General features: G+C 71.1%; 21 protein-coding genes. 9 read left to right on the forward strand and 12 right to left on the reverse strand.

All coding sequences use genetic code 11. The features are described from left to right. Positions 1–10: 10 nt before the first annotated feature. Positions 11–1,363, forward strand: a complete 1,353-nt coding sequence (gene glsA / locus ACFWSK_RS01310) for a glutaminase A (protein ID WP_383780298.1) — start codon at positions 11–13, stop codon at positions 1,361–1,363. Positions 1,364–1,414: 51 nt separating this feature from the next. On the opposite strand, the gene ACFWSK_RS01315 is transcribed toward glsA, so the two are convergent. Continuing rightward, on the reverse strand, positions 1,415–2,227 hold the full coding sequence (locus ACFWSK_RS01315; RefSeq protein WP_383780301.1) for an endonuclease I family protein: 813 nt from the start codon (positions 2,225–2,227) through the stop codon (positions 1,415–1,417). 294 nt (positions 2,228–2,521) lie between these two features. Between ACFWSK_RS01315 and ACFWSK_RS01320 the strand changes: the two genes are divergently transcribed. The 3 genes from ACFWSK_RS01320 (at position 2,522) to ACFWSK_RS01330 (ending at position 5,287) form a co-directional block, all read left to right on the forward strand. Further along, complete coding sequence (locus ACFWSK_RS01320; protein ID WP_383780304.1) at positions 2,522–2,734, forward strand: hypothetical protein; 213 nt, start codon at positions 2,522–2,524, stop codon at positions 2,732–2,734. Positions 2,735–2,850: 116 nt separating this feature from the next. After that, entirely contained in the window at positions 2,851–4,008 is a 1,158-nt protein-coding gene (locus tag ACFWSK_RS01325; RefSeq protein ID WP_383780306.1) for a methyltransferase, read from the forward strand. A 100-nt stretch (positions 4,009–4,108) separates the two neighbouring features. After that, positions 4,109–5,287, forward strand: a complete 1,179-nt coding sequence (locus ACFWSK_RS01330; RefSeq protein WP_383780308.1) for an acyl-CoA dehydrogenase family protein — start codon at positions 4,109–4,111, stop codon at positions 5,285–5,287. A gap of 139 nt (positions 5,288–5,426) precedes the next feature. Here the strand turns inward: ACFWSK_RS01330 and ACFWSK_RS01335 are convergent, their stop codons facing one another. Next, complete coding sequence (locus ACFWSK_RS01335) at positions 5,427–7,103, reverse strand: IclR family transcriptional regulator C-terminal domain-containing protein (protein ID WP_383780311.1); 1,677 nt, start codon at positions 7,101–7,103, stop codon at positions 5,427–5,429. A 227-nt stretch (positions 7,104–7,330) separates the two neighbouring features. Between ACFWSK_RS01335 and ACFWSK_RS01340 the strand changes: the two genes are divergently transcribed. After that, positions 7,331–8,512 carry a 4-hydroxybenzoate 3-monooxygenase gene (locus tag ACFWSK_RS01340; RefSeq protein ID WP_383780314.1) on the forward strand — a complete coding sequence of 394 codons (1,182 nt, stop codon included), beginning with the start codon at positions 7,331–7,333 and terminating at the stop codon, positions 8,510–8,512. 96 nt (positions 8,513–8,608) lie between these two features. On the opposite strand, the gene ACFWSK_RS01345 is transcribed toward ACFWSK_RS01340, so the two are convergent. From ACFWSK_RS01345 to ACFWSK_RS01355, 3 genes are all read right to left on the reverse strand, one after another. Next, positions 8,609–9,583 carry a hypothetical protein gene (locus tag ACFWSK_RS01345; RefSeq protein ID WP_383780317.1) on the reverse strand — a complete coding sequence of 325 codons (975 nt, stop codon included), beginning with the start codon at positions 9,581–9,583 and terminating at the stop codon, positions 8,609–8,611. A gap of 27 nt (positions 9,584–9,610) precedes the next feature. Continuing rightward, a complete protein-coding gene (locus ACFWSK_RS01350; RefSeq protein ID WP_383780319.1) occupies positions 9,611–10,132 on the reverse strand; it encodes a hypothetical protein in 522 nt (173 codons plus the stop codon). A gap of 331 nt (positions 10,133–10,463) precedes the next feature. Then, positions 10,464–11,000, reverse strand: coding sequence for an MmpS family transport accessory protein (locus ACFWSK_RS01355; protein ID WP_383780323.1), 537 nt, complete (start codon positions 10,998–11,000; stop codon positions 10,464–10,466). A 419-nt stretch (positions 11,001–11,419) separates the two neighbouring features. Between ACFWSK_RS01355 and ACFWSK_RS01360 the strand changes: the two genes are divergently transcribed. Beyond that, complete coding sequence (locus ACFWSK_RS01360) at positions 11,420–11,686, forward strand: hypothetical protein (RefSeq protein WP_383780326.1); 267 nt, start codon at positions 11,420–11,422, stop codon at positions 11,684–11,686. On the opposite strand, the gene ACFWSK_RS01365 is transcribed toward ACFWSK_RS01360, so the two are convergent. Beyond that, a complete protein-coding gene (locus ACFWSK_RS01365) occupies positions 11,674–11,874 on the reverse strand; it encodes a hypothetical protein (RefSeq protein ID WP_383780329.1) in 201 nt (66 codons plus the stop codon). The two genes, ACFWSK_RS01360 and ACFWSK_RS01365, sit on opposite strands and share 13 nt — an antisense overlap. 158 nt (positions 11,875–12,032) lie before the next feature. On the opposite strand from ACFWSK_RS01365, the gene ACFWSK_RS01370 reads away from it, so the two are divergent. From ACFWSK_RS01370 to ACFWSK_RS01380, 3 genes are read left to right on the forward strand one after another with little or no spacing between them, the layout of a single operon-like run. Continuing rightward, positions 12,033–12,965, forward strand: a complete 933-nt coding sequence (locus ACFWSK_RS01370) for an oxygenase MpaB family protein (protein ID WP_383780332.1) — start codon at positions 12,033–12,035, stop codon at positions 12,963–12,965. Beyond that, entirely contained in the window at positions 12,947–15,199 is a 2,253-nt protein-coding gene (locus tag ACFWSK_RS01375; protein WP_383780335.1) for a tetratricopeptide repeat protein, read from the forward strand. Before ACFWSK_RS01370 ends, ACFWSK_RS01375 begins: the two co-directional genes overlap by 19 nt. Positions 15,200–15,249: 50 nt before the next feature. Continuing rightward, entirely contained in the window at positions 15,250–16,809 is a 1,560-nt protein-coding gene (locus ACFWSK_RS01380; protein ID WP_383780338.1) for a phytoene desaturase family protein, read from the forward strand. Between the two features lie 10 nt (positions 16,810–16,819). Here ACFWSK_RS01380 and ACFWSK_RS01385 read toward each other — a convergent pair whose 3' ends face one another. From ACFWSK_RS01385 to ACFWSK_RS01410, 6 genes are read right to left on the reverse strand one after another with little or no spacing between them, the layout of a single operon-like run. Then, positions 16,820–17,794, reverse strand: coding sequence for an acetylxylan esterase (locus ACFWSK_RS01385; protein ID WP_383780341.1), 975 nt, complete (start codon positions 17,792–17,794; stop codon positions 16,820–16,822). A gap of 4 nt (positions 17,795–17,798) precedes the next feature. Next, positions 17,799–20,195 carry a polysaccharide lyase 8 family protein gene (locus ACFWSK_RS01390; RefSeq protein WP_383780344.1) on the reverse strand — a complete coding sequence of 799 codons (2,397 nt, stop codon included), beginning with the start codon at positions 20,193–20,195 and terminating at the stop codon, positions 17,799–17,801. A gap of 10 nt (positions 20,196–20,205) precedes the next feature. Continuing rightward, positions 20,206–21,309, reverse strand: a complete 1,104-nt coding sequence (locus ACFWSK_RS01395) for an SGNH/GDSL hydrolase family protein (RefSeq protein ID WP_383780346.1) — start codon at positions 21,307–21,309, stop codon at positions 20,206–20,208. A 47-nt stretch (positions 21,310–21,356) separates the two neighbouring features. After that, positions 21,357–22,439 carry a DUF1565 domain-containing protein gene (locus ACFWSK_RS01400; protein WP_383780349.1) on the reverse strand — a complete coding sequence of 361 codons (1,083 nt, stop codon included), beginning with the start codon at positions 22,437–22,439 and terminating at the stop codon, positions 21,357–21,359. Beyond that, complete coding sequence (locus tag ACFWSK_RS01405) at positions 22,436–23,038, reverse strand: DUF624 domain-containing protein (protein ID WP_383780352.1); 603 nt, start codon at positions 23,036–23,038, stop codon at positions 22,436–22,438. The genes ACFWSK_RS01400 and ACFWSK_RS01405 overlap by 4 nt, the downstream gene beginning before the upstream one ends. A 4-nt stretch (positions 23,039–23,042) precedes the next feature. Then, complete coding sequence (locus tag ACFWSK_RS01410) at positions 23,043–25,028, reverse strand: hypothetical protein (RefSeq protein WP_383780354.1); 1,986 nt, start codon at positions 25,026–25,028, stop codon at positions 23,043–23,045. Positions 25,029–25,030: the final 2 nt, after the last annotated feature.

Here is a 25,030-nt window from a genome sequence, read left to right on the forward strand (position 1 = left end):
TCCGGTCCGGGTGAGCGCCGCCGACGCGGTGACCGACGCACTGGGAGAACTGCACGACCGGTTCGCCGGGGTCCGGGAGGGCCGTCCAGCCGACTACATCCCCCAACTGGCCCGGGCCGATCCGGACGCCTTCGGGCTCGCCCTCGTCAGCATGGACGGTCACCGCTACAGCACCGGTGAGGCGGACGTCCCCTTCAGCCTGCAGTCCGTCTCCAAACCCTTCGTCTACGCCCTCGCCCTCTCCGTACTCGGTCTGGACGAGGTGGGCCGCTGGGTGAACGCCGAACCCAGTGGTGAGGCGTTCAACGCGATCAGCCTGGAGCCGGGCACCGGCCGGCCCGCCAACGCCATGGTCAACGCCGGTGCCATCGTCACCACCGCGCTGATCCCCTGCACCCCGGACGAGGCGGCGTTCGACCGGATCCTGGGTTTCCTCGGCCGGTTCGCCGGGCGGGAACTGGACGTGGACGAGGAGGTGTACGCATCCGAGGCCGCGACCGGGGACCGGAACCGGGCCCTCGCCTATCTGATCCGCAGCGCGGGCACGCTTCCCTACGACCCGGTGACGGCGGTGGAGACGTACTTCAGGCAGTGCGCGGTACGGGTCACCGCCGTCGACCTCGCCACGATGGCGGCGACCCTCGCGCACGGCGGCGTCAACCCGGTCACCGGCGAGACCGTCGTCACGGCGGCCGTCGCGGCCCAGGTCCTCGCGGTGATGGCCACCTGCGGGATGTACAACGCGTCGGGCGACTGGCTGCTCCGGGTCGGCCTGCCGGCCAAGAGCGGGGTCTCGGGTGGTCTGATCGCCGCCGGACCGGCGCGCTTCGGACTCGCCGCCTACAGCCCGCCGCTGGACGCGACCGGCACCTCGGTCCGCGGACACGCGGCGCTCGTCGCGCTCTCGCGGCGGTTCGGGCTCCACCTCATGAACAATCCGGCGCTCCCCGGATCGACCGTCACGCTCGCCACCACCGCCGACGACCTGCCCACCGCCCCGGCCGGAGGGCGTGAACGGGCCCTGCGTGAACGGGTCGGCGTCGTCGCCGCGCAGGGCGCGCTCGACTTCACCGCCGCGGAGCGGGTGCTGTTCGCGCTCGACGAGTCGGGCCCGGAGCGGACCGGATCGGTCGTGCTCGATCTGCGCGAGGTGACCAATATCGACAGCGTGGCCCTCGCCATGCTGCACGCGGGCCTGGCCCGGCTGGCCCGCGACGGCCGCAGCGCGGCCGTGGTCGACCCCGCGGGCCGCCTCGGACCGCCCGGTCTCACCCGGGAGCGGACCGGCCAGGACCTGCCGCGCTTCGCCTCCCGCGAGGAGGCCGTCGAACGGTGCGCACGGGTGCTCGCGGAGCACGACTGACCAGCCGCGGCGGGCCGCCGGCCCGTTCCGGGACCGGCGGCCGCGATCCGGTTACCAGATGGCCTCGACCCACTCGGGGTGGTCTATGAACGGGTTCCTGTTGTGCTGGTACTCGTCGAAGATGACGTCGTTGCGGCGCTGCTCGAAACTGTCCGGCGGGTCCTCCTGGCTCCACTGCTTCAGCACGGAGAGCCTGCCGATGTACGGGGACGAGCCGTTGTTCACGTTCTCGTTCGGTTCGAGGTCCGCGAAGGAGCCGTCGCCCTCGTAGCGCACCGCCATGTAGAGGATCATGCGGGCGACATCGCCCTTGACGGCGTCACGGGGCTCGAAGGAGTCGCTGTCGGTGTAGTTGCCCGGCGCCTCGCCCAGTTGGCTGCCGCCGTTGTCGAAGTCCTTGTTGCCCCGGGTGGAGTTGACCGAGACGTCCTCGGGGCGCAGATGGTGGATGTCGGTGCCGGGGCCGGTCGCGGTGCCGAAGTCACCGTGCGACTTGGCCCAGACGTGCTCGCGGTTCCACTGGTCCGCCTCACCGCCGTTGTCGTTCTTCGACTGTGAGCGGCCGGTGTAGAGGAGGATCACGTTCGAGGAGTTGGCGGGGTCCTGGTCGGTGTTCTTGAGCGCGTCCCAGACCTGGCTGTAGCTGAGCTCGGTCTGGCTGCTGATGATGTCGTGCAGGGCGGCTTCCAGTGCGGCGCCGCTCTTGCCGAGGGCGGCCTGGTAATACGTGTCGTCGAGGGCGTCGGCGGCCGTGGGGGCCGGCGCCGGGCCGGCCGGTGCGGCGGCCGCGGTGCCGACGAGCACCGCGACCGATGCCAGGGCGGCCAACAGTGGACGCGCGTAGACACGGGGACGAACGGACATGTGGGGTGTCCTCTCCGGAAACGGGGGCACCGCGAATCCGCTTCTGTGGGGCGCGCTCGCGGTGGTCGTGCGAAGGCTGTTCAGGCGGGAGCCTTCCACACGCACCGTGGCGCAGGTGTGAACGCTGCGTACCTATCATGTGCAGGTCAAGTGGCGATCCGGGACGCGGTCAGGTAAATGGTCCGAACCCCTCTTCCCAGGCCCCGGGCGCCCGCTGTGGACGGCCTCCGGGACACCGGAATGCGGTGACGCCCGCGCGGCGCGAGAATTGCCGCAAAAGGACGAGGAGGCGGCATGAGCGAAGAGTCCGAATCCGTATCTGTGACCGTGCCGGAGGTCCGAGGGGTGACCCCCGACCGCCTGCTGCACACCGGCGGGAGCGACCATCCGAGCGCCGAGGATCTGGTCCTCGCCTCCGGGCGGGACCTGACTCCCGAGAATCTGAAGTGGGCGCGCGGCAGGATCGCCGAGGAAGGCCGGTCGGCCATCGACAAGCGGCTTCCGTAGACGGCGTCCCAGGGCCTGGCAGGCGTACGCGTGCCGGGTTCCGGAGGGCGGAGTCACCGTCGTGGGCGGGGAGCGTGTGGGGCGCTCCCCGGTCACTCGGTTAGCCTGAGTGCACAATGAATCGTTTGACGACGTCACAGGGCGGATTCGATCTCGCCCGTTTCCCCGAGAACCCCCGCGACCCGTTCCGTGCGTGGGACGCCGCCGATGAGTACCTGCTGCGGCAGCTGGAGGGGATCGATGACGCCGCGCCGGTCGACCTGTCCGGCACCGTTGTGGTGGTGGGTGACCGCTGGGGCGCCCTGACCACCGTGCTCGCGGACCACGCCCCCGTACAGATCACCGACTCCTACCTCGCGCAGCAGGCCACTCTGGCGAACCTCGCCCGGAGCGGCGCCGACGTGGACTCCGTGCGGCTCCTGTCGGCCCTCGACGCGCCACCGGAGCGCATCGACGTCCTGCTGGTGCGGGTGCCCAAGAGCCTCGCGCTCCTGGAGGACCAACTGCACCGCCTGGCGCCCGCCGTCCATGCCGGCACCGTCGTATTGGCGACCGGCATGGTCAAGGAGATCCACACCTCCACGCTCAAGCTCTTCGAGCGGATCATCGGGCCGACCCGCACGTCCCTCGCGGTGAAGAAGGCCCGGCTGATCTTCTGCACCCCGGACCCGGAGCTCATCCGTACCCCCAGCCCCTGGCCGTACCGCTACGACCTGCCCGGCGACGTCGGAATCGCCTCCGGCCGGACGGTCACCAACCACGCCGGCATCTTCTGCGCCGAGCGGCTCGACGTCGGCACCCGTTTCCTGCTGAACCACCTGCCGAAGCGGACCGGCCCGGACCGGGTCGTCGACCTGGGCTGCGGAAACGGTGTCCTCGGAACAGCGGCCGCCCTGGCCAACCCCGAGGCCACGGTCACCTTCGTCGACGAGTCGTACCTGGCGGTCGCCTCCGCCGAAGCGACCTTCCGGGACAACGCCGGTCCGGACGCCGAGGCCGAGTTCCTCGTCGGCGACGGGCTGACCGGCGTGGAGCGGGGGAGTGCGGACCTCGTCCTCAACAATCCGCCGTTCCACTCCCACCAGGCGACCACCGACGCCACGGCGCGGAACATGTTCGTCGGGGCCCGAACCGCGCTGCGGCAGGGCGGCGAGCTGTGGGTCGTCGGCAACCGGCACCTCAGCTACCACGTCCTGCTGCGCCGGATCTTCGGCAACTGCACCACCATCGCGGGGGACCCGAAGTTCGTGGTCCTGCGCGCCGTCAAGCGCTGACAGCCGTCGGGCTCCACGGCCCTTCCGGATTCTTGCAACACGTTCTACTGTGTGCGCCGCCGCACACGGGCGACGCGACCGCGAGACACCTGGAGGGGCCGTGCACCTCGAATACACGCCTGAGCAGCAGCGGTTGCGCGCGGAGCTGCGCACCTACTTCGCCGCGCTCGTGCCCGACGACGCGTACGCGCGGTACGCCGAGCCCGCCGCCCAGAAGCGCTTCTACCGGGAGACGGTCCGCCGCCTGGGCACCGACGGCTGGCTCGGCGTGGGCTGGCCGCAGGAGTACGGCGGGCGCGGGCTCTCCCCGATGGAACAGTTCATCTTCTTCGACGAGGCCGCCCAGGCCGGCGTACCCCTGCCGCTGATGGCCCTCAACACCGTCGGGCCCACGATCATGCAGTTCGGCACCGAGGAACAGAAGGCGGACTTCCTGCCGAAGATCCTCGCGGGTGAGATCGACTTCGCGATCGGCTACAGCGAACCCGAGGCGGGCACCGACCTCGCGGCCCTCAGCACACGCGCCGTGCGCGACGGCGACGAGTACGTCGTCGACGGACAGAAGATCTGGACCACCAACGGCGACACCGCCGACTGGGTGTGGCTCGCCGCGCGCACCGATCCGGACGCCCCGCCCCACAAGGGCATCACCATGCTGCTCGTGCCGACGAGCGCCCCCGGCTACTCCTGCACGATCATCAACACCCTCGCCTCGCACGACACCACCGCCAGCTACTACGAGAACATCCGAGTCCCCGTCTCCCACCGCGTCGGCGAGGAGAACAACGGCTGGCGGCTCATCACCAACCAGCTCAACCACGAACGCGTGACGCTCGCAGCGCACGGCACCATGGCGGTACGCGCGCTCCACAACGTCCAGCGCTGGGCCGCGGAGACGAAGCTGACGGACGGCCGCCGCGTCATCGACCTCGGCTGGGTCCGCTCCCGGCTGGCCCGCACGCACACCCGCCTCGACGCCATGAAGCTCCTCAACTGGCAGATGGTGTCGGCGCTCCAGCACTCCACCCTCACCCCGCACGACGCATCGGCCGTCAAGGTCTACGGCTCCGAGGCGCGCCGGGACGCCTACGCCTGGCTCATGGAGATCGTCGGCTCGGCGGGCCCGCTCAAGGAAGGCTCGGCGGGCGCGGTCCTGCACGGGGAACTCGAACGCGGCTACCGGTCGGCCGTCATCTTCACCTTCGGCGGCGGCAACAACGAGATCCAGCGGGAGATCATCTCCTGGCTCGGCCTGGGGATGCCACGGGTCAGGCGGTGACCGGGGCCTGAACCCACGCGGGTGGCCGCGGTGGTGAATGCCTCCGGCGGGCAGCACGCTCTGCAGAGGGGCCCGAGCCTTTCCCGTAGGGCATCGAGCCTCCTTACGGGAGGGTCCAGCCGTGCGAGCCGGCATCGGCTCAGGCGACCGGGACCCGGGTGAAGCGGCCCGTGACGTGCAGCTCGGCCTCGATGGCGGCCACCGTGGAGCGGAGTTCCGGGAGGACGTCGGTGAGGCATTCCTGGGGCGTACGCCGACTGCTGTGCATGGCGACGTTGACGGCCGCCACCACCTGGCCCGCTCCGTCGCGGACGGGAACGGCGATGGCGCGCAGGCCCTCCTCCAGCTCCTCGTCGACCAGGGAGTATCCGTCGTGCTCCGCTCGCTCCAGGACGGCCGCGAGTTCCGTGCGCCCGGTCACGGTGTGCGCGGTGAGCGCCTCCGGTTCGGCCTGGGCCAGCCATGCCGTACGTGCCGGCGCGGGAAGACCGGCCAGCAGGACGCGGCCCAGGGAGGCGGGGTAGGCGGGCAGGCGGGTGCCGACGGTGATGTTGACGTTCATGATGCGGCTGGTGGCGACGCGTGCCGTGTACTGGACCTCGTCCCCGGCGAGCACGGCCAGCGACGCCGAGTCGTGGACCCGGCGGGTGAGCGCGGCGAGGTGCGGCAGGGCGATGGAGGACAGTGTCGTGCGCGAGAGCGGCGGGAATCCGAGGGCCAGGACCTGAGGTGTGAGGCGGAAGGACCGGTCCCGCGCGGTCACACAGCCCAGGTGCTCCAGGGTGATGAGGGCGCGGCGGGCCGTGGCCCTGGCGAGGCCGGTGGCCTCGGCGACCGCGGAAAGGGTCAGCTCGTCCCGGTCCTCGCCGAAGGCGGTCAGGACGGTCAGCCCGCGGGCCAGGGATTCGATGAACTCCCGGCCGATCTGGCGCTTGGACTCGCCTGTCCAGGAGGCGAGTCCGGAGGGTGCCGGCGGGGTGGAGGAGGCCGCGGGGGCTTCGTCCGTCGGGCGGGGCGCGGAGGCCAGCTCGCGTTCCATCGCGCCGGTGGTCGCACGCAGCCGGGGCAGGACGGTCTCGCGCAGCGACTCGGCGCTGTGCCGGCTGGTGTGGCTCACCACGCTGGCCACGCAGGCGATCCGGCCGTCCGTGCCGCGTACCGGGACGGCGAGAGCGACCAGGCCCGGTTCGATCAGCTGGTCGTCGAGGAACCAGCCCTGCTCACGGGCGAGTCCGGCGCGGAGTGCGAGATCCTGACCGGCCGCCGGGTCCTCGCGGGGCGGCACCGCGAGGAAGCACCGGTCCATGGGATCGGCGTCCCGCCGCACCTGCCAGCGGGCCCAGTCCTGCTCGTCCCACGCGGTGGCGAACAGCGGTCCGGGCGCGGTGCGTTCGGCGGGCAGCAGGTCGCCGATGCGGAAGCTCAGGGACATGGCGCGGCGGCGGGTCGCCTGGTGGATGAAGCGGATGCCGTCCCCGTCGGCGACCGCGAGGGACACCGACTCGTCGAGCGTGTCCGCGAGGGCGTCCGCATGCGTGCCGAGCAGGGCCGGCAGGCGCAGCGCCGACAGATACGCGTTGCCGAGCTCCATGAGCCGGGGCGCGAGGAAGGCGTCGCGGCCGTCGAGGCGTACGTACCCCATCCGGGCGAGGGTCGCGGTGACCCTGTCGACCGTGGAGCGCGCCAGACCGGTCGCGCGCTCAAGCTCGCTGAGGCTCAGCGAGCCGTCCGCCTCGGTCAGCCGGCGCAGGACCGTCACCCCCCGGACCAGGGGCGTGACGGCTTCGGTGGGCGGCGTGGTGTGTGTCGGGGGCATGGTCTCTCCGTCGCGGGCGTTGGGGGCCACCGTAATGAACAGCCACAGGTGAGGCGTACCGCTGCCCTCGTGGCCGCAGTCCCCCGAAGCGGGGAGGGCGGAACCGTTGACACGTAAACCGGCTGCGAGCAGACTCAGCCTACGCTTTCGTGAAAGAAATTTCACCCTGCGAACATCGCCTTGCATCACTTCCGCGAACCACCAGAAGTCCGCGACGAGGAGAACTCATGCGCACCACCGTCGGAATCATCGGCGGCGGCCCTTCGGGCCTGCTGCTCGCCCGTCTGCTGCACCGCGCGGGCATCGACAGTGTGGTCCTGGAGTCCCGCGACCGCTCCTACGTCGAGCAGCGCCAGCGCGCCGGAATCCTGGAGCAGGCCACCGTGGACGCCCTGCGCGCGGCCGGTGCGGGGGAGCGACTGGACCGCGAGGGGATCGTCCACGACGGCATCGAGCTGCGCTACGGCCGACGGGCCCACCGCGTGGACTTCCCCTCCCTGGCCGGGGGGCGCCGGGTGTGGGTGTACGCCCAGACCGAGGTCGTCAAGGACCTCATCGCCCTGCAACTGGCCGAGGGGGGACCGCTGTTCTTCGGAGCGGAGGTTCACGCGGTGGAGGGCGCCGACGCCGGCCAGCCGGTGATCCGGTACACCCATGAAGGACGGGAGCAGACGCTGACCTGCGACTACGTCGTCGGCTGCGACGGCTTCCACGGGGTGGCGCGCAACGCGGTGCCGGAGCAGGTCCGCGCGACGTACGAGCGGACCTACCCGTACTCCTGGCTGGGCATCCTGGCCGAAGCCCCGCCCGTCCACGACGAGTTGATCTACGCCCACTCGGACCGCGGCTTCGCCCTGGCCAGCATGCGCTCCCCGCAGGTCAGCCGCCTCTACCTCCAGGTGCCGAACGGCACCGATCCCGCCGACTGGTCCGACGAACGGATCTGGGACGAACTGGACGCCCGCTTCGCCCTCGACGCTGACCCCGAGTGGCGGCTGAAGCGGGGGCCCGTCACCGCCAAGTCGGTGCTCCCCATGCGTAGTTCGGTGACCGAGCCGATGCGGTACGGCCGGGTGTTCCTGGCCGGGGACGCCGCCCACATCGTGCCGCCCACCGGCGCCAAGGGGCTCAACCTCGCAGCAGCGGACGTCATCGTCCTGGCGCGTGCCTTCGGCCAGTGGCGGAGCAGTGGCTCGGTGGAGCTTCTCGACGCGTACTCCGACACCTGCCTGCGCCGCGTATGGAGGGCCGAGCACTTCTCGTACTTCATGACCACGACCCTCCACACAGACCCCGCGCAGTCCGGCTTCGACACCAGGTTGCAGTTCTCCCAGCTCGACAGGATCGCCGCGTCACCGCACGCGGCAGCCGAGCTGGCCGAGAACTACACCGGCCTCCCGCTCGACTGACTCCGCGGTGGCGGACGACGTACCGCCGTGGACCGCCGTCCCGGGCAGCACGTCAGCCGCAGCGGGCACGGGCCGAGGTGCGGCCCGTGCACGGCGTCAGCCCGCCAGGGACTTGTTCGCCGCAGCCAGGGCCTTGCCGTGCCGGTCCCGCGCGCCGGCGAGCTCGCTCCTGTGCGCGGCGAGCTGCTTGGTCTGGATGGCGGAGTCCTCCTTGAACCAGATCGCCACGAGGCCGGTCTCCTCCTTGCAGTCGATCTCCGCCAGGGCGACGGCGATCTCCTCCTTCGACGCCCCGCTCTCGGCGTGCGGCACGATGTCGGCGGCCTCGTACGGGGTGGCGACGTCGTAGCCCTTGCCCTTCATACACTGCGACCAGGCCGCGGCCGCCTGCTTGACCGCCGGGGTTTCCATCGACTGCGTGAGGCTCTGCCCATTGAGCTCGGAGACGAGCTGGAAGTCGATGGTGGACTGACCGACCCGGTCGTCGCTCCAGCCCACACAGCCGCCCTTGTGGATGGCCTTGCCCTTGTAGGTGGCGGGGGCGGGCTTCGCGACCGGCGCGGCGGCGGGGCTGGTTCTGGTGGGCTTGCCGTGGCCGGTCAGCACCTCGACCTGCTCCTCGGTCAGGTCGGGCATCTTCTGGCGGACCTGATGGGTGAGGGCGTCGGGCAGCCCGTAACCGTACTGGGCGGCGGCGACCCGGTCGGTGAGGCCGTAGCGGCGCTCCATGTTGGCGTCGTTGTCGTTCGGCGGAGGTGTGGATCCGGCCACGGGGAGCTGTAGGGCAATGCCGTAGTCGGCCATGCACTTTTCCTGGAGCTTACGGGTGGCCTTGTCGAGGGTGACGGTGTCCTCGTAGGACTGCATGTAGTCCTCCAGGGGGAGCGAGAGTCCCTTGGCGAGGCCGCGCTCCGGGGTGGCCTTGGGCCAGTTGGCCTTGTCCACGATCGGTCTGTTCTCCGCGACCGGCGCGGTCGCCGTGTCCTGGCCGTCGCCCGTGCTCGCACCGCAGGCCGTGAGCAGGCCGATGGCAGCGGCCGTGACAGCGGCGGCGGCGGATCGCTTGGTCATGTTCATGGGTGGCTCCTTGGGATTCGGTCAGGCGAAGTGCTGGGAGGCGTTGTTGTTCTTGAGCGCCGAGATGAGGTTGGTCAGGACGCAGTCGCTGTAGGGCTGCCGGTGGGCGAAGTACTGCGAGGTGCCGCCGTAGCCGGAGTTGTAGTACACGCGGTAGTTGTCGTCGCCGCAGTTCTGTACGGAGGCGGCGTTGTTCTTCATGTACTCCCAGGCGCCGTTGCCGTTACCGTTGAAGACATAGCGGTACGTCGTCAGGGTGGAGCCCTGGTACTGGCTGGTCCCGTAGTAGTCGGAGACGTTCCCGTAGAACATGGCCCAACTGGTCACGTAGTAGCCGTTGCTGAGGGCGTACTCCTTGGAGTTGTACAGCAGCCACAGGTCACCCTCGGAGCAGGTGATCCACGGGACGTTGCAGTTGCTCGTGGTCGTGTAGGTGGCCGCGTGAGCCGGTGTGGCGCTGACCAGCAGCCCCACACAGGCGGCGATCGCGGTGGCGGCCGCGCTGATCCTGGAGCGCACCGACGTGTTCTTCATGCTGCGCATACCCTTCCTCCATCTTTGGTCATGAGTGGACCGGGATCTTTCATTCCGCTCAAGGGAAGCCGTCGCGGCTCTTGAAATGCCGTCCGCAGCGGCTGACTTGGCGGTAGGTGCCCGTACTGCGCGGCAAGCGCCGCTCAGGTCAGGGGAGTGTGGTGAACGAACGGGGCGCGCACGGCAGGCTGATGCGCCGCTCGGTGCGACCGGTCATGGTGCCGAACGGCTTTGTTGCTTCCGCCCCGTAAGTGTTTCGCCCGACCGCGCTGGGCAGCCACGAAGGAGGGCTGCTTGAGCAGCCGCACCGGTGGCCGGGAGATGCCCTGGTATGCACGTGTCACCTGGCTGCGTCAGAGACTCCGGAGGCCGCTTCGGCGGGCAGCAGTTCGCTGGTGCAGGTGGTGCGTCCGAAGGACCCTGACGCGGTGGCGCGCTGGACGTGCTTGCCGCGGACGGCGAGTGTGCAGCTGGCTTCGCCGCCCTGCTCGCCGAGGGTGATGTTGATGACGGGCGAGGTGCCGAGCGGCACGTCCACCGTCTTCTTCCAGGGCAGTTCGGCGTTCTTGACGACGTGTGCGCGGTCGCCCGTGCCGTCTCCGCGGTAGGAGATGTCGGCTGTGCCTTCGCCGAGTACTTCGTAGGTGACGGCGGCGGTGGGCACCGTGGATTGCCTGTCGGCCTGTTCGCTGCCGGTGTCGAGGATTCCGTAGGTGAGGAGTGCGCCGCAGGCGAGCAGTAGGGCCGCGGCGACGGCGATGCCGCGGCGGTCGGGGCTCCGGGGCGCCTTCTCGGCTGTTTCCGGGGTTTCGGGCTGTTCCGGGTGGTCCGACTCTTCCGGGTGGTCCGGGTCGGTTGGTTCCTGCGGTGTGGGCATGGCCACGCTTTCGGTCGAAGCGAGTTCGCCTGGGTTATACACCATCAGAATCCACGCAGGCCAGGGTGCGGAAGAAACGGGCAAATTGGGGCACGCGTTCTCCTGGGATCTTCCTTACGTGGAGTCAAATACCCGAATTATGAACTCCCTTGACCAGGGTTCGAGGAATCGGTTAGACAGCGTTCGACCTTGATCGACAGGTCTCCGGCGAGGCCACGTTTCCCATGTGAGGGGTGGTCTGGTCGACATGCCTGGAGGTGGGCCGCTCAGGTCGGACTTGAGCGCGACCGGCAGGGGGGCCTCGCCGGCTACAGCACGGCAGTACCCGGTCGTCATCGATCCGACAGCGACGAAGTAGAAGTGCCGATCCCTGCCGCAATGTTCGGTCAGCTGAACTCGTACGAGAGATTGTGGCATAGATGACAGAGGACGAATGGGTCGCCACCAAGCGGGAGTTCCCCTACGGGTCCACTGTCGACGGCACCGTCAAAGAGGTCGCGCCCTTCGGGATCTTCATTTCGGTGGAGGGTTTGCAACTGAGTGAGGCTTTCGCGGATGTGGCGGGAATGCACCACGGCGGCGTCGATGGTTCAACGGTGATCTGGCCCGAGGTGGGTGATCCGGTCACCGGAGTCGTGGTCGAGCACACAGAACGCAACCATCAGCTCAAACTTCATCTGAGGTAATCGAGCCGAAGGTCGCTGTTCATCGATCCGCACACCAGGAGGGGCCACCTCCCGGGCGGCGGATTCTCGGGGAGGCGGCCCCTTCTCGGCTCCAGCGGCGTCGGCGAGACGCCTTGCGTCTCCGAGCCGTTCGTGGCCAGTGCGCCGACCAGCCAGGGGCCGACGACCGCGCCGGATTCCTGGTGCATGCGTTGTTCGTCTGGTGAAAATCAATTCACATGGTGGCTGGCAAGGGTGTCGGGTCACCACGGATGGGTGTCAATGAACCGGACGCTGTGATTCCGCCTCCCCTGTACGCGCGATGCGCCGTACCATGGCCGGTCCGCCGAGCGGAAGGTGCGAGCCGATGAAGGACGCGGATCCGGGGCTCTTCGGCCCCGAATCGGTCACCTGGCAGATGCACGGCGACCCGATGATGTGGGTCGCCGGAGTGCGCGCCCTCTACCTCCAGGCCCTGCATCCGCGCGCCGTGCGCGGTGTCATCCAGAACTCGGACTTCCGGAACGACGCCTGGGGCAGGCTCATGCGGACCGCGAGCTTCGTCGGCACCCTCACCTACGGCACCACGGAGGCGGCCGAGAAGGCCGGTGCCCGGGTCCGCAGAATTCACCGCATGCTCAAGGCGAAGGACCCGGCGACCGGCGAGGTCTACGGCGTCGACGAACCGGCACTGCTCCTGTGGGTGCACTGTGCCGAAGTCGACTCCTACCTCCAGGTCCAGCGCCGCTCGGGCTTCCCGCTCACCGATGCCCAGGCCGACCGCTACGTCGCCGAGAACCGCGCGAGCGCACGCCTCGTCGGACTCGACCCCGCCGACGTCCCCGCCACCACCGCACAGCTGGCCGCCTACTTCGAACGGGTAAGGCCCGAACTCGCCGCCGGAGCGGAAGCCTCCGAGGTGGACGACTTCCTGCGCAGCCCGCCGGTCCCGGCCCTGCTGGTCCCGGCGCGCGCACTGCTCTGGCGGCGCGTCGCGGCACTCGCCTACCAGTCACTGCCCCCGTACGCCCACGAGTTGTACGGCAGACCGGCGCCCTCCCCGCACACCGTCGACCGCCGCCTGCGGGTGACCGGTACCGCGCTGCGCCGCGTTCCCGCCCGTCTGCGCTGGCAGCTGCCGCCGCAGCACATTCTGAAAGCCATGGCCCGGCTCGGTCCGGACAGCCGCCCCGCCCCGTACAAACTCCGCAGACAGGCCGCCATACTGGACGGGCCGGGGAGGTTGCGGGGTAGGCGAAGCGACGGGGGCGACAGCACACGATGGCGGAGACCAGGCTGATCCAGAGCCGTTACCGGCTGCTCGATGTCATCGGGCGCGGGGGCATGGGCGAGGTGTGGCGGGCCCGCGACGAATCGCTCGGCCGCCAGGTGGCCGTCAAATGCCTCAAACCCCTGGGCCCCCAGCACGACCAGTCCTTCACCAGGATTCTGCGGGAGCGCTTCCGCCGCGAGGCCCGCGTCGCCGCCGCGCTCCAGCACCGCGGTGTCACCGTCGTCCACGACTTCGGTGAGTACGAAGGCGTCCTCTACCTCGTGATGGAACTCCTTGACGGGCGCAACCTCAGCCAGCTCCTTGAGGACAACAAACAGCACCCACTGCCCGTCCCGGACGTCGTCGACATCGCCGAGCAGGTCGCCGACGCCCTCGGCTACACCCATCAGCAGGGCATCGTGCACCGGGACCTCAAGCCCGCCAACATCATGCGCCTCGCCGACGGCACGGTGAAGATCTGCGACTTCGGCATAGCGCGGCTCGGCCACGACATCGGCTTCACCTCACGCCTCACGGGCACCGGCATCGCCATGGGCACCCCGCACTACATGTCGCCCGAGCAGATCAGCGGCGGCGACATCGACCACCGCAGCGACCTCTACTCGCTGGGCTGCGTGCTGTACGAGATCGCCACCGGCGTACCCCCGTTCGACCTGGACGATGCCTGGGCCGTCCTCGTCGGACACCGGGACACCCAGCCCGAGCCGCTGCGCAGCCACCGCGCGGAGCTCCCCGGGTTCTTCGACCGGGTCGTCCTGGACCTGCTGGCCAAGACTCCGGGAGAACGCCCCACCGACGCGGGCGACCTGCGCCGCCGCATCCTCCACGGACGGACCGGCGAACAGCCACTGCCGTCCGGTCACGTCCGCCTCGCACCCCCCGTCCTCGTCGAGCATCCCTCCACCCGCCCGCCGAGGCTCCCCTCCTGGACCCGCGACATGACGACGGGTCACAAGGCGACCGGCACGGTGGGGGCCGGCTTCCCGCTGCCCGACCACTCGGCGGGCCTGACCGGCGAGTGGACGACAGGCACCGACCTGCGCCCCCTGCCCGGCGGCTTCCCCGCCGTACGAGGCGAACGGCCCACCCCCTCGCCCGAACTGCTCTCCACCCTCGCCAACCGCCACAGCGCCGGCCTCAACCTGGGCCGCCTCGGCCACTGGGAGGAGGCCGGAGAGGTGCACCGCGCGGTCGCCGCCGAACGCGAACACGCACTTGGCCCCGACCACCCCGACACGCTCGCCAGCCGCTACGAGGTCGGGTTCACCCTCAGCCGCACGGGCCGCGCCGCGGACGCCCTGCGGGAGTTCGGCAGAGTCGCCGACGGCCGCGAACGCACCCTGGGTCCCGACCATCCGGAGACCCTCGCCGCCCGGCAGGAGACGGCGTACGTCCTGGGCCGGCTCGGCCGGCACTTCGAAGCCCACCAGGTGTACGCCGCCGTGCTCGCGTCCCGCGAACGCACCATGGGCCGCGACCACCCGGACACCCTGCGCTGCCGCCACAACCTCGCGTTCAACCTGAGCAGGCTCGGACGCCTGGAGGACTCGTACCGGATGGCACACGAGGTCGCGGACGCCCGCACCCGGCTGCTCGGCGCGACCCACCCCGACACGCTCGTCACCCTGTACGAAGTGGCGTACACCCTGGGCAGGCTGGGGCGCTGGGAGGAGGCCCTGCGCACGTACCGTGAGGTCGCGCAGGCCCGCGCGGTGTCGCTGGGCCCGGACCATCCGGAGACCCTATCCGCCCGCTACGAGGTCGGCATCAGTCTCGGCCGGCTGGGGCGCAGCGCGGAGGCGCTGGAGCTGTACCGCGCGCTCGTCGACGACCGCACCCGCGTCAGCGGGCAGGCCGACGCTGAGACCCTGCGCGCCCGCCACGGGCTCGGCGTCAACCTGGGACGGATGGCCCGCTGGGAGGAGGCCCTCGTCGAAGCGCGTGACGTGTGCGCGATCCGGGAACGGACTCTCGGCCCCGACCATCCCGACACACTCGTCAGCCGACGCGAGATCGCGGTCGGCCTCGGCTGGCTCGGCAGCTGGGCCGAGGCGCTCACCGTCTACCGTCAGGTCGCCGAGGCCCGGACGCGGGTGCTGGGCGCCGACCACCCGGACGCACTCGCCAGCCGCAACGACGAGGCGCACTGTCTGGAACAACTGGGCCGCGGCACCGAAGCCGTCGAGCTGTACCGGCAGGTCGCCGCTCTGCGCCGGCAGCGTGGGGCGCCGCGAGCCTGACGGCCCGGCCACCTCTGGTCAGGGCCGATCGTCCCGTGCTACGAAGGTGCATGCCCGAACAAGACGCCCCCGCGCAGCACCGCTACGACGCCGTGATCGTGGGCGGTGGCCACAACGGTCTGGTCGCCGCCGCCTACCTCGCCCGCGCCGGCCGGTCCGTCCTCGTCCTGGAACGCCTCGGGACGACCGGGGGAGCGGCCGTCTCGACCCGCCCCTTCGCCGGGGTCGACGCCCGCCTGTCCCGGTACTCGTACCTCGTCTCCCTGCTGCCCCGGAAGATCGTCCAGGACCTGGGCCTCGACTTCGCCGTACGCAAGCGGACCGTCTCCTCGTACACCCCGGCCGTACGCGACGGCAGGGCCACCGGGCTGCTCGTCGGCGGTGACGGCACCCGGGACTCCTTCGCCGCGCTCACCGGCGGAGACCGGGAGTACGAGGCGTGGCAGCGCTTCTACGCCATGACGGGCCGGGTCGCCGAACGCGTGTTCCCGACGCTCACCGAACCGCTTCCCGCCCGGGACGTGCTTCGCGCCCGGATCGACGACCCGGACGCCTGGCGGATGCTGTTCGAGGAGCCCATCGGTGTCGCGGTCGAGGAGAACTTCTCCGATGACCTCGTACGCGGAGTGGTGCTCACGGACGCCCTGATCGGCACCTTCGCCGACGCGCACGACCCGTCGCTGGTCCAGAACCGGTGCTTCCTCTACCACGTGATCGGCGGCGGCAACGGGGACTGGGACGTACCGGTGGGCGGCATGGGCGCGCTGACCGACGCGCTCGCCCACGCCGCCCGGGAAGCGGGCGCCGAGATCCGGCCGCTGCACGAGGTGACCCGGATCGAGACCGATGGGACGCACGCCGAGGTCACCGTCGGCTCGTCCGGCGCACAGCAGGTGATCGGCGCCCGGCGGGTTCTCGTCAACGCCTCACCGCAGGCCCTCGCCGCACTCCTCGGCGAGGAGCCGCCCGCCCCGGCGGAGGGGGCGCAGCTGAAGGTCAACATGCTGCTCACCCGGCTGCCGCGCCTGCGCGACCACACCGTCGACCCGAGGCGCGCGTTCGCCGGAACGTTCCACATCGCCGAGGGCTACGGGCAGCTCGCCGACGCCTACCGGGACGCCACGCAAGGGCGGCTGCCCGCCGCGCCGCCGTCCGAGATCTACTGCCACTCGCTGACCGACCCGTCGATCCTCGCCCCCGGCCTTGCGGCGAGCGGCTACCAGACGCTCACGCTCTTCGGTCTGCACACCCCCGCCCGGCTCTTCGCCGCCGACAACGACGCGGCACGGGCCGAGCTCCTCAAGGCCACCCTCGCCGAGCTCGACGCCCACCTGGACGAGCCGATCGCCGACTGCCTCGCCCTCGACGGGAACGGGGCGCCCTGCATCGAGGCGAAGACCCCGCTCGACCTCGAACGGGACCTGCGGCTGCCCGGCGGCCACATCTTCCACCGGGACCTGGCCTTCCCCCATGCGACGGAATCCACCGGCCGCTGGGGAGTCGAGACCGCGCACGCCAATGTGCTGCTCTGCGGGGCGGGCGCGGTGCGAGGCGGCGGGGTCAGCGGGGTCCCCGGCCACAACGCCGCGATGGCGGCGCTGGGCCGGTGACCGTCACCCGCTACTGACCGAACACGCCGCGCAGGGCCGCCATCTTGCGCGGCAGGTCGTACTCCGCCCCGCCCTCGTGCCCGTTGTACGCGAACACCTCGATCTCGGCGGGACCCGCATAGCGGTGGTAGGCGGCGAACACGGTCGAGGACGGGCAGATCTTGTCCATCAGCCCGACGGAGAACCATGCGGGCGCGGTCGCCCGCGCCGCGAAGTTGACGCCGTCGAAGTACGACAGGGTCTCCATCGCCTCCTCGACCCGGAAGCGGTGCCCCGAGAGCCAGCGGGCGACCTCCCAGTACGGTCCAGCGTCCGTGATCTGCGAACCGCGCCGGAAATGGCAGAGGAACGGTACGTCCGCGACGGCCGCCGCGACGTCGTCCCGCAGCCCGGCGACGGCGAGCACCAGCCCGCCGCCCTGGCTGCCGCCCAGGACCGCCACCCGTGAGGCGTCGACGGCCTCATGGGCCTTCGCCGCGTCCACGGCCCGTACCGCGTCGGTGATGAGCCGGCGGTAGTAGTGCTGGTACGGGTCCTCGATCCCCCGGGTGAGGAAGCCGGGGGAGGACGAACCGTGCCCCTCGGGGTGGATGTCGGGGGTGTCGGCGGTGTTCTTGCCGCCGCCGCCCTGCCCCCGGTTGTCCATGATCAGGTGGGCGTAGCCCAGTGCGCTCCAGGTCAGCCACGAGTACGGGATCCCACGGCCACCGTTGTAGCCGATGTACTGCACGACGGCGGGCAGCGGCCCCGTGCGCACGCGCGGCAGCATCAGCCACGCCTTCACCGGCTGGCCGCCCCAGCCGCGGAACGTCACGTCGAAGACGTCGACGGTCGCGAACCCGGCGTCGTACGGGACGAACTCGGCGTCCAGGTCGTGCCGGGCCGTCTCGGCGAGGGTCTTCTCCCAGAAGGCGTCGAAGTCGGCCGGTTCCTCCGGCTCCGGCCGGTACTCGCGCAGCCGTTCCAGGGGCATGTCGAACAGCAAGGGTCTAGCTCCTCTTCAGGGTGAGGTCGAGTGTCGCGCCGTGCCGTCCGGCGGTGTCGGCCGTGATCCGGATGCCGTCCGGGACGCGCACGGCGCTCACGCCCCGGTCCGCGGAGACGAGGGTGAGACCACGGACGGCCAGCTCGACGGAGACGGACGTCCGCAGCTGCGTCGGATCGGACAGGGACACCGTCACGGTCTTCCCCTCCGGGCGCACCAGAACGGACGCCGGGCCGTCGGCCCTGAGCTCCTGAGCCGAGCCGGCGGCCCAGAAGTTGGCGGCGAGGAGCCCGTCCGCGCAGCGGCGCACCGCGTGCACGGCGCCGGAGCGCGCCACCAGCCTCACCGGCGGAGCGGCCGACCACAGCCGGGTGCGCTCGGCGGAGGCGGCCGGCGCCTGGAGCCAGAAGTAGCCCGCGCCGGACGGTGCGGGACCATGGTCCTGCCACAGCGTCAGATAGGGGCGAGTGACCGGGGTGTCCGTGCCGTACTTGAGGTTGATCTCCCGCCAGGTCGCCGTGCGGTCCTCGCGGAGCCCCCGGAGCGTGGCGGGCTCGGGGAAGACGTAGCCCCCGGTCCCGGCGACGTGCAGCCAGCGAACCTTGTCCAGCTGCGCCGACCAGCCCGCACCGGACGGCGCCGCCATGCCGTTGACGAGCAGTGCCGCCGCAGGGTCGCGCAGCTTGCGGTTCTCGACGACCGTCTCGGCCGTGCCGGCGTCCGCGGTGATGCCGGAGCCCACGCACGCGATCACGTCGTCCAGACAGAACCAGCTCTTCAGGGCCCGCAGCGAACTTCCGTACGCCCGCAGGTCCATGCCGTACGCGCCGAGTGTCGTCCCGGGCAGTGCCGTGCCGCCCGTCCAGTCCGCCGTGCTGGTGGTGCGCTGTCCGGCCGCGTTCGCGGGCCGGCCCGCGATGACGGTGGTGCCGGGCAGCCGCGTCGGGTCGACGGTCGGCCAGTAGTCCTCGCTGTAGTGCCCGAGGTCGTCCGTGTGGAGCAGCACCATCCCGTCGGAGAGGTGCCAGCCGTGCAGGTTCTCGTTCTGGATCGACTCGTAGTTGTAGATCCGGCTGGAGTACGCGGAGATGCCGAGCGCGAACGAGGGGCGGTGGTGCGCCGCCTTGTCCATCCGGGGGTGCTGCTTGTGCGCGACGAGCGGGCCGCGCGCGGGGACGGCCGAGCCGATGACCTGCCGGGCGGCGACCAGCGAGGCGAGGTCGGTGACCGCGAGGAAGTCGCGGTAGGTGTCCTCGGCGATCCACTGCTTGACCAGGGAGGTGAAGCGCTCGGCGGTCTCCCCGGGGAAGCCCGGGATCAGCCGCAGCACCGCCTCGATGACGGTCTGCGCGGAGGCGTGGCCCTGCTTGCTTGGGCGGGCGATCTCGCGTCCGCACACCGATGCCAGCACGTCGCCCCGGGCGAGCAGCGGGTCGAAGCCCTCGTCCACCCAGATGCGTACGTTGTCGAGATCGGGGTCGGTGACCGTCCACGCCGTACCGGCCAGCAGATTGAGCAGTCGCGAGAGGTTGTTCAGCAGCTCCTTGCCGTATCCGCCCGTGTAGGGGTGCTTGTAGTGCTGGAGGAACGAGCCGTCGGAGTAGAAGCCCTCGCCCGTGCCCTGCGCCGCCGCGCTCGCGTCGTTGAAGGCCAGGACGCTGTTGGCGCCCGAACCCTCGACGTCCGAAAGAGCGTCCCTGACCCGGGCCAGCGACGCGCCGTCGTCGCGCAGCACCGCGTTGACGGCGACGACGGTGGAGATCCACACCCGGTTGGCGCCGGTCGCGATCTGCCGGTCGGCGCGCCACAGGTTGGGGTCGGGTGTGTAGTGGCGCACGGCCGTCGTTACCTGGTCCAGCCGGTCCGCGCCGAGGGTGTCGTACAGGAGCACCGTGGCGTCGTTGAGGGCGAGGGCCGAGCCGATTTCCCAGTCCCAGTCGTTGTCGAAGCGGGTGTGGCCGGGGCCGTAACGGTTCGTCAGCATCCAGTCGATGCCGCCGAGCAGCAGATCGCGCAGGGCCGTGTCGCCGTACTGCGGGGTGCCGGGGACGGCCCACGCGGTCGCGATCGTGGCGAGCCGTTTGAACGACGTCGTGACGTGGTTGGAGAGCGTGGTGCTGGTCAGGTCGGGGAACAGCCCGTCGGCGGCGGCCGGGTCGAGGCCCTTCGCCGCGGTGGTCGCCGACCTGCCGATCCGGGCCACGGCCGCGGCGATCCGTGCGTCGGACAGGTCCAGCGCGGGACCGCCGGTGAGCAGGGTGTGCCAGCGGCCGCGCAGCGCGGCGGCGTCCCCGGCGGCGGCGTGCGCGGTGCCCGCGCCGAGGGAGACGGGCAGGGCGGCGGCCGCGCCGAGCGCGGCAGCCGTGGCCAGGACGGTGCGCCGGGTGGTGCCTGGATTCATGGTGTGGCCCTCACAGGAGGTGTCGGCGGTCGACGGCCGCGGCGAGCGCGGTATGACCGGAGGAGTTGGGATGCAGGCCGTCACCGCTGTCGTACGCGGGCAGCAGCTGCGAGGGCCGCGCGGGATCAAGCAGGGCGGCGTCGAAGTCCGCGACGGCGTCGAAGACCCGGCCCGTGCGCACCGTGCGGTTGACCTGCTGCCGGACCGTGTCGAGCTCCGGCGTCCAGCGGACCCATCCCTCGAAGGGGGCGATGGTGGCGCCGACGATCCGCAGCCCGGCGTTGCGGGCACGCAGCACCAGTTGCCGGTAGCCGGCCAGGAAGAGCGCCGGGTCGGTCTGGCTGGGCGGCTGCTGGAGGTCGTTGACCCCGAGGTGGACGAGGACGGTCCGCAGCCCGGGCAGCGAGAGGACGTCCCGGTCGAAGCGGGCCTGTCCGCCGGGCCCGAACCGGGCGTCGTTCAGCAGCAGCCGGTTGCCGCTGATCCCGAGGTTGGCGACGGCCGAACCGGGAAGCCGCCCGGCCAACTGGTCGGGCCAGCGCAGATCGGCGTCGTCCGGGGTGCCGACACCCTCGGCGATGGAGTCGCCGAGCACGGCGAGGACCGGACCCTCGGCGCCCGTCGTCTCGACACCCGTCAGCAGGAACACGGACGTGGTGCGCACCCCGTCGACCGTGTGCGAGGCATGCGTGTTGCGGTGGAAGGACAGCGGACCGGTGGGGCCCGGCAGCCGCGTCTCCACTGACAGCCGCGCCCCTTCGGCGACCCGCAGCCCCTCGACGGCGTCGCTGGTCAGCGAGGCACCCGGGGCCAGCCATGCCCGCGGCCGGCCGTCGAACGTCACCGGGCGGCCGCCCGCGGTCACCGGACCGACGAGGATCGGCACGGCGCCGAACGCGTTCCCGTACCGCAGGCGCACCCGCCCGCCCGCGGACAACCGGACCACGGCCGTGTGGACGCCGTCGGTCAGCCCCGCGCTCGCCACGGTGTCGCTCGGCGTGGGGGCGGTCTGCGCCGTCGCCCAGGACGTGGTCCAGCGCGAACCGGCCGCGCCGGTACGCCCCGCCGCCCGGGCACCCGGAGCGGCCACGGCCACCGCCGCCACACCGGCCATCCCCGCCGCCGCCGTCAGGATCCCGCGTCTCGCGGGCCTCCGGCCGCTCACTGCGGGCACGCACCGGTCGGGTCGTACTCGCTCGCGTACGTCCCGACGGCGTCGCCCCCGGTGTTGCCGCTCATCGTGTTGGTGCACACCGGGCCCTGCGGGGTGCGCATGAACTTGATGCCGCCGCCCGCGTTCCTGGTGATGGTGTTGCCGTAGACGCTGGTGTCGATGCCGTCGGTGGCGGTGTCTCCGCCGAGCCGGATGCCCGCTCCGACGTTGTCGTGCACGGTGTTGTAGCGGAAGATGTTGCCGCTGCCGCGCGCGTCGAGCCCGCCCGAGCTGGCGTCCTTCTGGCCTGCGCAGTCGTTGTACTCGACGTAGTTGTTGGTCGAGTTCTCCTTCACGTCGACGCACTCGTTGCCCTGCGTGTCGATGGTGTTGTGGTGGATGCGGTTGTTCCGGCTGACGTCGGCCGCCGCGTCCGGGGCGCCGTTCGCACCCTGCTGTTCGGGGGCCGTACCGAGGTAGATGCCCTCACCGTTCTTGCCGCCCCCACCGAACTTGAAGTCGGCCACCCCGCAGTTGGTGATGGTGTTGTCGTTCACCTCTGCCCCGGTGACGAGGTAGCGCAGCCGGAGGCATTCGTCGGCGGCGTTCCTGAGGGTCATGCCGGTGATGTGGAGTGCGCCCACCCCGTTGCCTTGGGTCGTGCTCATGACATAAATGAGCTTGAGGCGGTAGCCCGCCACATCGGTGGACGAGCCGTGCAGCCCGTCCACGGTGAAGCCGCTCAGCGTCGTGGAGTCGTGCTGTACCTGGATGATCCGGGCCCCGCCCGCACCCTTCACGATCGCGTTCGACGGTCCGGTGAGCGTCACGCCGGCGCGCTTGGTCACCACGTCCTGCCGGTACGTGCCTGCCGCGAGGTTCACCACCGCACCCGTCGGGGCGACGTCGATGGCCTTCTGGATCGTGGCGAACGGGGCGCCCGCCGACGTACCCGCGTTGGCGTCACTGCCGGTCGGAGCGACGTAGTACGCCGTCGCGGCCTCGGCCGCTACGGAGGTGACGGGGAGGGCGAGCGGCGCGAAGCCGGCGGCCAGCGCGGTGGCGAGCACGGTGAACGAGTGATGCCTCATGGGGTGTGCCTCCTGGAATCTGCGAAGGACAGAGCGAGCAGTACGGGGATGCTGGGGCCGAGAAGCAGGGGCCCCAGCGGTACGACGAGCGAGAGCAGCACGGCGGAGATCACCGCGCCGAGCAGAGCGGTGCCACGGGCCGCGGACCCGAAGCCCAGCGCGAGCGCTCCCTGCGACCAGGAGCGGACCGAGCCGTCCGGAGTCCGGCCGGCCTGGGCGGCGAGCGCCACATGATGGATGACGAAGGCGGCCGCGATGCCGGCCTGAGCGGCGAGCACCACGAACGTCCAGGGCTCGGAACGGCCCAGCAGGTACGCGATGTTGGCCACGAGGACGGCCGCCGCGACGGTGGACAGCAGACCGTGCCGCCACAGCCCCCGCCAGTACCGGGGGAACGCGGAGAACGCGTTGACGAAACAGCGGCTGTCCCCCTCCTCGCGCCACCGCTGGAGGGCGTGGCCCATCGCGGCGAGCGCGGGCAGCCAGGTGACCACCCCCAGCGACAGCACGGCGAACGCGGCCCCGGCGGCGGCCGGGTATGCCACGAACTCCAGCCGCCGCAGCAGCGTCGGCCAGCCCGACGAGAGAGTTGCCTGCATGGTTTCAGCCGACCTTTCCGGTGTACGGCTCCGGGACGTCGAGGAGCACCCGGCCGCTCAGCTCCAGCCGCGTGGCCCGCACGACGTAGGGGGCACCGGTGGCGGAGAGGAGCACGGCGGCGGCGTCGGCATCGACGGTCCCGGTGCGGATGCGGCGTGCGACGGGGGACAGCAGCACGGTCTCCTCCCCGTCCGCGAAGGTGACACCGTGACCCTCCACGCAGCCGGCCTGCTCGGCCCGGCACGACGCGCCGGGCGTGATCGTGGTGAGGAAGTGAACGACCGATGACCTGGCGGTCGTCGAGCGCAGGGTGTGCAGCGTGCGGGTGAGGCGCAGCTCCGGCGTACTGGACGTCGGGTTGGCCTCCACCTGCGTGACCTCGGAGGCGACCGTCCCGCCGGGCGGCGCGAACTGGCGGACCCGGGCCACGGCCGTGCCCGTGCGGATCAGCCGGGTGCCGTCGGGCCGCGCCTCGGTCGGCCGGTCGGTCTGGAGCAGGAACGTCCACTCCCGTTCCTCGTCCGCCTCGGCGAGATCGAGCAGCACCAGCCGCCCGGCCGGGGTGAACACCAGGGACCGGTCGAGACGCCGGACCCCCAGACCGGCGTCGTACATCGCCGCGATCTCGGCGGTGGAGTGCGCCCACCCGCCCTCGGCGTCCACCAGTACGTCGCGCTGCCGGGCCTGCCGTTCGAACGGGATGTCCTTGTAGACGTGGTAGCGGTCCTCGTCGGCGTACCCCTGGCCGTCGACCAGGAGCAGATTGTGGTGGGCGGCCCGCTTGTGGTTGCTGTATCCCTCGTCCACCGCGAGGAACGCACCCTGCGAGACCAGCACGAACGAGCCCGAATCCGGGTGGTGGTGCCCCTGGTTCAGGGTCTCCCAGCCCAGCTCCGCACGGTGTTTCTCCGCAGTCTCCCACGCCCTGTGCCCACCACCGGGACTCGCCTTGAACGACACGAGGGTGGCGTCCTCGTCCCAGCCGGTCCTGGCCGCCAGCAGCCCCAGATCCGGGAAGAAGGCCCGGGTCTCCGTAGGACGCGCGGCCGGCACCGCCGGGTCGTACCAGAGGTACTCCAGATACGCCTCCGGCAGGATTCCCGGCCGCACACCGCTCTCGGACGCTTCCTGCCACAGCAGTTCGCCCGAGGCCAGCTCACCCATCCACTGGGCCTCCGCGATGCCGTACTGCGAGGCCAGACGGTAGTAGAGCCCGGCACTGTGACCGCTGCGCCGGTCGTGGCAGTCACCGTGGTCGATGTTGAACGCGAAGCCCGGAGCCGTCTGGTGCAGCCGGTAGCGGAAGGTACGGGAGAGGAACCCGCCCCGACCCCACCAGTCGATGCCCTCGGCCTCCTGGAGGAGATCCAGATGGGCCGCCAGGAACGGGACCCCGTAGCGCCAGTACACGACGCCCTCGGCGTGCGAGCCGTCCTCGGGCATCAGGTCCAGGACCCGGCCCAGATTGTCCTTGGCGCGCTCGGTCCACTCCTCCTTGCCCAGTACGTAGCCGGCGGTCGCCAGGCCCGCGTAACAGATCCAGTTGTGGTTCTGCCAGTACGACGACGACCACCAGCGGCCCTCGCTCGCCACCGCGAACTCGTACATCCGCCGCCCCTGGAGCAGCAGCTTGTACCGCAGCAGCGCCCTCAGCCCGTCCGGCAGGTCGTCGCCGATCCACCTGTGGACGAGCGACAGGTGGTGCAGCAGCCAGCCCGCGTCCAGGTCGTGGTCCGGCATGTGGGCCTTGCCCCAGTGCGGCAGCCGGACCGCAGCCTCGATCCAGCGGATGCTCTCGGCCAGATGGGCCCGGTCGCCCCCGACCCGGTAGGCAAGCGCCGGGTTCGAGGCCGCGGGACCCAGCCACGTGATGCTGGCCAGGGGATGGGTACGGGGAGGGGTGAGCCCGCGGTGACGGGCCGCCTCCTCGTACAGCCGGGTCTCCTGCGCGGGGCGCGGTCCGGGTGGCGGGGTCGCCGACAGCAGCAAGG

Source organism: Streptomyces sp. NPDC058620 (genome assembly GCF_042717135.1).
Classification (GTDB): Bacteria; Actinomycetota; Actinomycetes; order Streptomycetales; family Streptomycetaceae; genus Streptomyces.